This is a genomic window from Streptococcus sp. 22.1, from assembly GCF_016648645.1.
Taxonomy (GTDB): Bacteria; Bacillota; Bacilli; order Lactobacillales; family Streptococcaceae; genus Streptococcus.
Window position 1 is genome coordinate 17,353 of record NZ_JACLQK010000027.1, and the last position, 7,831, is coordinate 25,183.

Genomic DNA, 7,831 nt, shown 5'->3' on the forward strand with positions numbered 1-7,831 from the left:
ATCTTCGTTAACGTTCTTGGTAACACTACTTCCTTCAAACTAGAACCTGAAAAGGCACCTGCCCCTATTTCAGTAACGCCTTCTGGAAGGGTAAGTTTTGTCAGCTGTGTCCCACTAAAAGCATAATTGCCTATCTTCCTTAACGTACTCGGTAATACAACTTCACTCAAACTAGAACCTGAAAAAGCATCAGAACCTATTTCAGTAACTCTATAATTAGAAATTTTTTGTGGAATTATAAGTTTTTTAATCGTTTCTTTTCGCTTGATATCAGTAATTGTAACTTCTTGATTGTGTATATCGTAAATTAAATTATCACCACTTTCCTCTTCATTATTACTATTAATAGAATGTTCTACTAGTGTTTCAGACTGGATTTTAACTTCAGCTACTGCCCCCTCAGAAGTTGGTGCATGCTTTGGAGCTTCCGACAAAGTTGATGGCACTAGCGTTTCAGAGCTGTCAGTTGACTTAGTTGGCACGACTTCAGAAAGACTAGCCAATATTGAGGTCTCTGTAGTCGCCACATCACTTGTAACTAAAGAAACAGTTGACGATTCACTCATCAAATATTCTGGTGTGGTTTTGTCACTTGAATCAACCTGTCCTGTAGTTGGTAAAGTAGCTACCTCATGCCCCCGATTATTTGTTCCTAAATTTTCACTACTTAAAGGAGAGGGGGAGTCCGTTAAATTAAATTTATTACTATCTGATGCCTCAATCGGGTATGTTTGAGCATCATCTGCAAAAACCACTGTATTCCCGATTGCCATACACGCACCAATTAATACCATACCCGCAACAGTTACCCATTGACCTGTTCGGCGTTTTCTTAGTTTTAAAACTTCCTTCATCCAAATATCTCCTATTGTAATAATATCTTTCAAGTTACTCTTTGACTGTCTTTTTGATTATCAAATTATTTATTCTTCGTAAAATCTGTCTTAATACTCCTTTCCAGAAAAGTCTGTGCTATACAAAGTAAAGGTTAAACCATTTCTCAAAAAATTCTATTCAAATATGGTAGGATAATTAATTTTTGCCGTCACCTAAACTAATACTTATACGTTGAAGTAGAACGTGACTAAATTGTTCTCAAACTTTTCATTACTTACAAATAAAATTAATCCTATTTTTGAAAGGCCGTAAAATTATGAAATATCTACAAATTACATTGTATGTCTGAAATAATCTGATAATTTACACCTCTTTAGTATTTTAACATAATCCTACTTTTTAAAAGGACGATTTTTATGAAAATTTGTTTTTAGCAAGCGTTTACAATCCTTTTAGCTACGCCTTTTAATGTTTTATTATTAAACAATCAGTTCATTAGACACAAAAAAGACAAACATTAGAAACGATGTTTGCCTTTTTTTAATTTATGTTCAAACGCTTACGCTGATTCTTATTTTAGCATAAAACATTCTATAGTCAATGTTAGTAATTACTTGTGGCTGTACCATCTAAGTAGTTAATATTAGCATTCTTTGAAACATTCTGAAGTGTGACCAAACTCACATTTCCATCACTCGTTGCTAATCCTGCTTCTGGTAGTTCAACTCCATATTGTGTCCCATTTTCATCAAAGGATGTCCAGTAAAGCGTTACAGTCCTAGGTACTAACTCATTGTCAGTATAGTTTGCAACAACACAATAATCTAAGTACATATTTTGGTTTTTCTTCAACCATTTGGCTAGTGCATTTTCGTAGTATAGCATACCGTTTGGATTATTAGCATCCGTTTTACTATCAGACATCGTTCCTGCATTCAAATAGCGCGTCATAGGTACTAGATTCTTTATTTCAGAATTCAATCCAGAAAACTGATAACCAATAAGATGCCCACGATTCATCAGATAAGCTTTTTTGACTTTTCCAGACTCATCTTCGTACTTAAAACGATAGTTATGCCAGCCGACTGGATCAACATTAATTTTACTTTCCCTATCATCTTGTGGTTTGTCCGAATACTTTAGTCTGATGTGACCATATGTTGCTCTACCAAGACTATCCAAATCTCCATTGACCATTAGCTTATGGTTTTCAAAAGGCAATGGACTGTAGCTGAAAGCATCAGACTTTACACCACTTGTTTTAGAAGAACTGTTTCCTGTTTCCGAAGATTCTGACTTGGGAATAAATCTCCCAAATAATTTTCCGACATCACTTGAATTGGCATGCTCCCCTTTACTAATAACATTAAAGCCACTAGATAAAATACCAGGTACATTAATTCCTTGGGACATACCATATCCAGCTATACAAAACATAACAACAATAGCTATCGGTATCCAAATCAGACTGCCAAGACAACCTCTTTTTTCATTGTTTTTTCTAAGCATAAGACCTCCTTAATTCTCTATAAATTCATTATAGACTTAGGAGTCACTATTCGTAACCCAGTGACATAAAAAAGACCTTAAGTGGTCTTTTGACTAATCTGGAGATAAGTTCATACTATCAATCAATAAATCTTATAAGGTGATTCTTATCTAAACTATATCCTTGTATTTCAGCAACTTTCTTAATATCACCTGTCTCTTTATAAACAATAGAGGCGTGGCTGTCTTTTAAAATACTAGGAGTAATTGCCTTACCATAAGCATGTCCAATGTTCTTTGCCAAATGACCTATTGTATTTCTCCCCATAGGCTTTTTCAACACAGTTAAAAATAATGATGGTATAGAAGGGTCTAAGTCCCAGCGTCCACGTCGTTCCTTAACAAATGGAGCAATGTAAGGAATTGTGAAAGGAAGAAAACGAATAAACTGTTTCTCGTTGTTCCTAACAACCCAAATTCCTTTTTTACGCATATCAATATCCCTAACTGTCAAGTTTACAACTTCTTGAGTACTTGCTCCAGTACCAATTATGATCGCAAATATAGCAATATTTCGCTCTTTCTCCTTTTCCCAATTATCAGCCTTTTTCTGAGTTGGTAGAGTTGTAACGTAACTGTTTGCCATGAAATCAAGCAAGCTTTCTAGCTCTTGCTGCGTATACAAAATAGTATTCTTCTTTGATTCCGAATATATAATGTTATGGTAACTCTCTTTATAAACAATCTTCCATTCATCAAAAACGTTACGATAAAATAAAGGCATACCTCTCTCAACTGTAAAAGAGGTATTCGTAAGGAAACTCCAAAAAGCTGCTAAAGTATAGAGTATGAATCTTTTCCCTGCTGGTTTCAGACGTAAATTTGCCAAATAATTTTGAACAAATTCTCGTGGTAATTTTTCTAAGTCTGTCAATGATAGGGAGGCACCCTCTTTATCAATCGTAATTGCATAGCTATTTAAAAATTTCTGGATCACTGACAAACGTTCAACCATTTTGGGAGAAGGCTCTTCGACATCTACTTGAAGGTAAGATATATACTCATCTATAATATCTGGTAATTGCCTTCTGAGTGCTAGATATTTATCTTTCTGTTTTGACATAATTCTCCTCCTCTCAATAATGATAGCAATTAACTACAGGTTTACCACTACTTATTTTTAAACCTATTATATCATACAAGATTGCATGTTGATTTTAGATTTAACTAGTATAAAAAATCTCTAAAACAAAATAGCGATACATCGTGTATCGCTATTATATATATAATCTATCTACAAAAATACATCTGAAGTTATACTTTAAAATAATCAAGTATCTCAGTCAAGAGTTGTTCTCTTGTCTCTTCAAAGTGGCTATCAGACAGTGACTCTAAACCTTTATCTTTAAGTTCCCACAGCTTCTCTTGCAACAGTTTCTCTGCTAAATGTTTAATATCCGCCTTGTTATCTTCGTCAGGCGTCTTTGAGAGTTCTATTTTAATTGCTGATTTAACTGCTACTACTACTAGTCCTAAACGGTCTTTTTCATCCGTTCCATTTTCATAGTTTGGCTCAGACCAGTCTGGAACATTTGAAGGACGATTATCCTTATTAGTTGGATGACTATCTCTCAAATCTGAAAGTTTTGTGTACCCTGCTACTTCCCATTTATTGAGCAACGTTCTTGTCCAACCGAAAGTACGGTTTGCATCACTTCCTGTTCTTTCCAACGCCTCAATAACTAGTTCATGGTCCATTGTTTCAAGCCAACGTTTGAGTTGATTTTTATTATTGTAGTTGTCAGCCTTGCTCCCTTTAGGAAAAACTGTGTAGAATTTCTCCATCACGATAGCCATCTTACGTTTGAAGTCTAACTCCTTCTTCTTCTCAAAGGTAATGACTTTATCGTTTGTTGCAACAATACGTCTCAAATCGTCATCGAACGGTTTAAACCTAAATATATAGTGGGTAATTGATTTTCCTTTTTTGATTCGCTCTACTGTCAAATCTTGTATTACAGGAAGGCCATGCTCATCAACTAATAGCGTATTGATTTCATCCATTGCTTGCTGCAGCTTAGTACCTTTCGAACGAAGTAAACTTGGACTATCCAAGATCAAAACTTCTTGCTCTAGTTCTTCAGCTGTATCTTTTACAAAACCTGTTTTACGCCAGTCTGCTAGATGTCTAAATAATCGTTTAGAATACTTACTCTTCAATAGGTTATGGTAGTCACGTCCATACTGAATGTACTTAGCTTTTTTACCCCACTCTGGGTTGTTAAAAAGGTCTTGAACTGTACGCCTGACCGCTACTTTTACTTTTGCTCCATCTTCTGTAGTTACTTCATCATATTCAGTATATTCCGCATCAGACAGGTGGATTTTAATGAGTTTATTTTCGTGGTCTACTCTAAAGGTCTTGAACAGTGGGATGGAGGTGTAAGAGACAACCTTACCATCGACAACCTTTTCGGGATGTCGATATACAATTTTAGTCATTCTTTCCTCTAGTTCCTCAACTGTAGTTTCAAATCGCTTACCAGTCCTAGGAACAATTTTTTGTTCCCTAGAACTGTAAAATGTATTACCTGCTAGCATTGCCAGACTCGAATAAGAAAATATTGCTGCTTCGTTTTCATCATAAACATCTCGCAACTCACCAAATATAGAGTAAATCATATTTTCTTGAAGAGGAGAAAGGTCGCCAAGTTGGAACATTTGGGTAAACTTATTATCATATTTGATGATCTCTCTGAACTCTCTATTCTCTACCAAATGCTTCTACCTCTCTTAGTTCATTCATCATACATTTTGGTTGTATTTTAAATAAAAGTAATTATTTTACTACAAGCTAATTACTTACTGCAATATGTGACAGGGTATAAATATATTAATTTACAACCCTTTTGTATGACATTATATCACTAATATTCTGATTTTCATAGTATTTTTTAAAATTTACAACCATTTTGTAGGATATACCTGCAATTTTATATGACATACATGCATTTTTGTTGACTTAACATACAACTTTATAGGATATACATACCGTTTTGTAGGATACGCCTACAATTTTATATGACATACATACATTTTTGTAGACTTAACATACAACTTTGTGTGACTTTCATGCAAAGTTATATGATATACCTACCAATTTGTAGGATATACATACAGTTTTATATGATAAAGGTAGGCTTAGCTCAGTAATAGCAAGGGTTTCAGGAGTTCTACTACTTAAACTATAATTAACTACTTAGTTACTATTATTAACCACTTAATACTACTTAATACTATTTAAACTATTATTACTAAATGTTCTTAATCATAATTGAAACCGTAAAATCAAAAAAATTCTTTGAAAAAATTACGACTTATATAAAGAATAAAAAGTGTAGAAATACCTACACTTTTGTATGATATAAAATAAAGTTTTCCTACTTAAAACTCATCTCAGTTTCCACCAATGTGTTAAACAATTCCTTTTGTTCTGGGTCTAGAAGTTGGTACACCTGGTCTAACATTTCAGTGAATAGCTTATCAGATCCACCGCGTTTAGGATAATTGCCATTTTCTCCTTTAAGGTCTTTTTTGTTTAAAACAGCTCTTAGTGCAGAAAAACGTGACATTGATAATTGTGTCATATTGAGATTTGCACGTGATTTTTCTTCCACTGTTTTAGCTGGTTCCAGTTTTGTAGGAAGTTTATTTTTTTCCTTTTTCTGAGTGACATTGTTTACTTTTTTAGGGGCAACAGCAGCTTTTTTTGGTTCTACACTTTCTTCAGTTAGATAAGCAATATCATGCTTTTCCTTAAGTTTATCAATTACTACTTCTTCAATTTCTTTCCCTTTAAAAAAGCGTTCAAATAATTCTTTAGCTGTTGTTCGGTCATTTGATTCAACAGCCGTTAAAAGGTTATTAAAATTTCTTTGTTGGATTGTATTAAGCTTTTTCGCCATTGTGTTCTCCAATCGTCTTAATTAGTTCATTCATAACATTTGTGATTTGTTTTTTAGGGATGCTATAGCCACTATTTGTGAAAACATTTGCTTGATTAGCAATCATATCTTTGTATTGTTTATTATTAAACAAGTATTGCTCAAAAACCTTGGTATTATGCTCTTCAGCAATTTCTTCAAGAGTTGCTACTGCTTCTCTTGCTTTGATTTGTTTAATTGATTTTTTACCAAAGCTTGGCCCTTTATCAACCTGTGTTATAACGATTCCAGCTATAACAATATCAATTCCAAAGAAAGAGAACCCTTCTTGAACAGCTTCAATATCTTCGATGGTATCTTTTACCCCTTCAACCCCAAACTTATCAGGTGTTGTAGGAATAAGAACGAAAACTTTCGAATTTGTAAAAAGAGAACTTGTTGTAGAAACACCAAAAAAAGGAGGTGTATCAAAAAGTACAAAATCGTAGTAGTCATTGATATCTTGTACAACATTTCTTAAACGAAAATCTCTATCTTTTAGTCCTGATGCTTCACTCTCCCAGTTTTTCATAAGCTTACTTCCAGGAAGCAAATCATAACCGTCAACTGGCACAATGGCATCAGCTACTTCTACTTCTTTTTTTAGTACATCATAAATTCCTTTATGTTCGGCTTCGTTTACTCCTGCCGCTGTAGTAAGATTGCATTGACCATCAAGATCTCCTGCACAAGTTTTATAGCCAGCGTCTCCTAGAGCTTGAGCCAGTAATACACTTAAAGTTGTTTTTGAGGCTCCTCCTTTCTCGTCCATCATTATGACTGTATTTGCAACCATAGAAACTCCTTTCAATCCATTATGTACGATACACTATGTATAACAAAACGATACATATTATTAACTATTTAAAGTATACCATATAGAAATCTAATAGCAAGTATTATGTAAGATATATCGTAAACAATACAAGATACACTATGTATAGCTTATAATGGATTATTGATAATCAGCGTGTTACGCATTAGCTAATACATAGTGTATCGTTTATAATATACTATTTCAAAAGAAAGCATATGATAATCAAAACTAGACAAGAATAAAACACGATACATTATATAAAATAAACGATGTATCTTATAGACATATAAGATACATATGGTAACGATAGATAGGATATATTACTATATTCAAGTTTCCTTCAAGCATTACACATTACACTATACATATCATCACTATACATAGTGTAGTGTAAAAAAAGAAATTGCACTTTTTAGTGTAATATAGACGATGTAATATATATCGTTAAATGATATATTGCTAAGTATTATATAGTATATCTTTCATCCACTCCTATAATAAAGGAGAATATTTTTATTACAACACGATACATAATACATTATGTAGTGTGAATAATATATAGCTTTTATATTTATCGTATATAGTAGGTAATATACGATACATTATTATAGTGTACTATAGACGATGTAATATATATTGTTAAAAAATGTATTGCTAGGTATTATATCGCATATCTTTTATCCATTCCCTTAATATACTAAATAAG

At 33.2% G+C, this 7,831-nt stretch carries 6 protein-coding genes; all 6 read right to left on the reverse strand.

Translation table 11 applies throughout. The annotated features are described in order from the left end of the window. On the reverse strand, positions 1-854 hold an 854-nt coding region (locus H7U04_RS10570; protein ID WP_207185743.1), incomplete at its 3' end, for a leucine-rich repeat domain-containing protein. Positions 855-1,440: 586 nt separating this feature from the next. Next, positions 1,441-2,250: a DNA/RNA non-specific endonuclease gene (locus H7U04_RS10575; RefSeq protein ID WP_260315573.1), complete on the reverse strand. Its 810-nt coding sequence runs from the start codon at positions 2,248-2,250 to the stop codon at positions 1,441-1,443. 214 nt (positions 2,251-2,464) lie between these two features. Then, positions 2,465-3,448 carry a tyrosine-type recombinase/integrase gene (locus H7U04_RS10580; protein WP_110981375.1) on the reverse strand — a complete coding sequence of 328 codons (984 nt, stop codon included), beginning with the start codon at positions 3,446-3,448 and terminating at the stop codon, positions 2,465-2,467. 191 nt (positions 3,449-3,639) lie between these two features. After that, positions 3,640-5,103 (reverse strand): replication initiation protein, encoded by a 1,464-nt coding sequence (locus tag H7U04_RS10585; RefSeq protein ID WP_110981374.1) that lies wholly within the window; start codon positions 5,101-5,103, stop codon positions 3,640-3,642. A gap of 662 nt (positions 5,104-5,765) precedes the next feature. Next, entirely contained in the window at positions 5,766-6,290 is a 525-nt protein-coding gene (locus H7U04_RS10590) for a hypothetical protein (protein WP_110981373.1), read from the reverse strand. Continuing rightward, positions 6,274-7,104 (reverse strand): ParA family protein, encoded by an 831-nt coding sequence (locus H7U04_RS10595; protein ID WP_037598735.1) that lies wholly within the window; start codon positions 7,102-7,104, stop codon positions 6,274-6,276. The genes H7U04_RS10590 and H7U04_RS10595 overlap by 17 nt, the downstream gene beginning before the upstream one ends. Positions 7,105-7,831 lie beyond the last annotated feature (727 nt).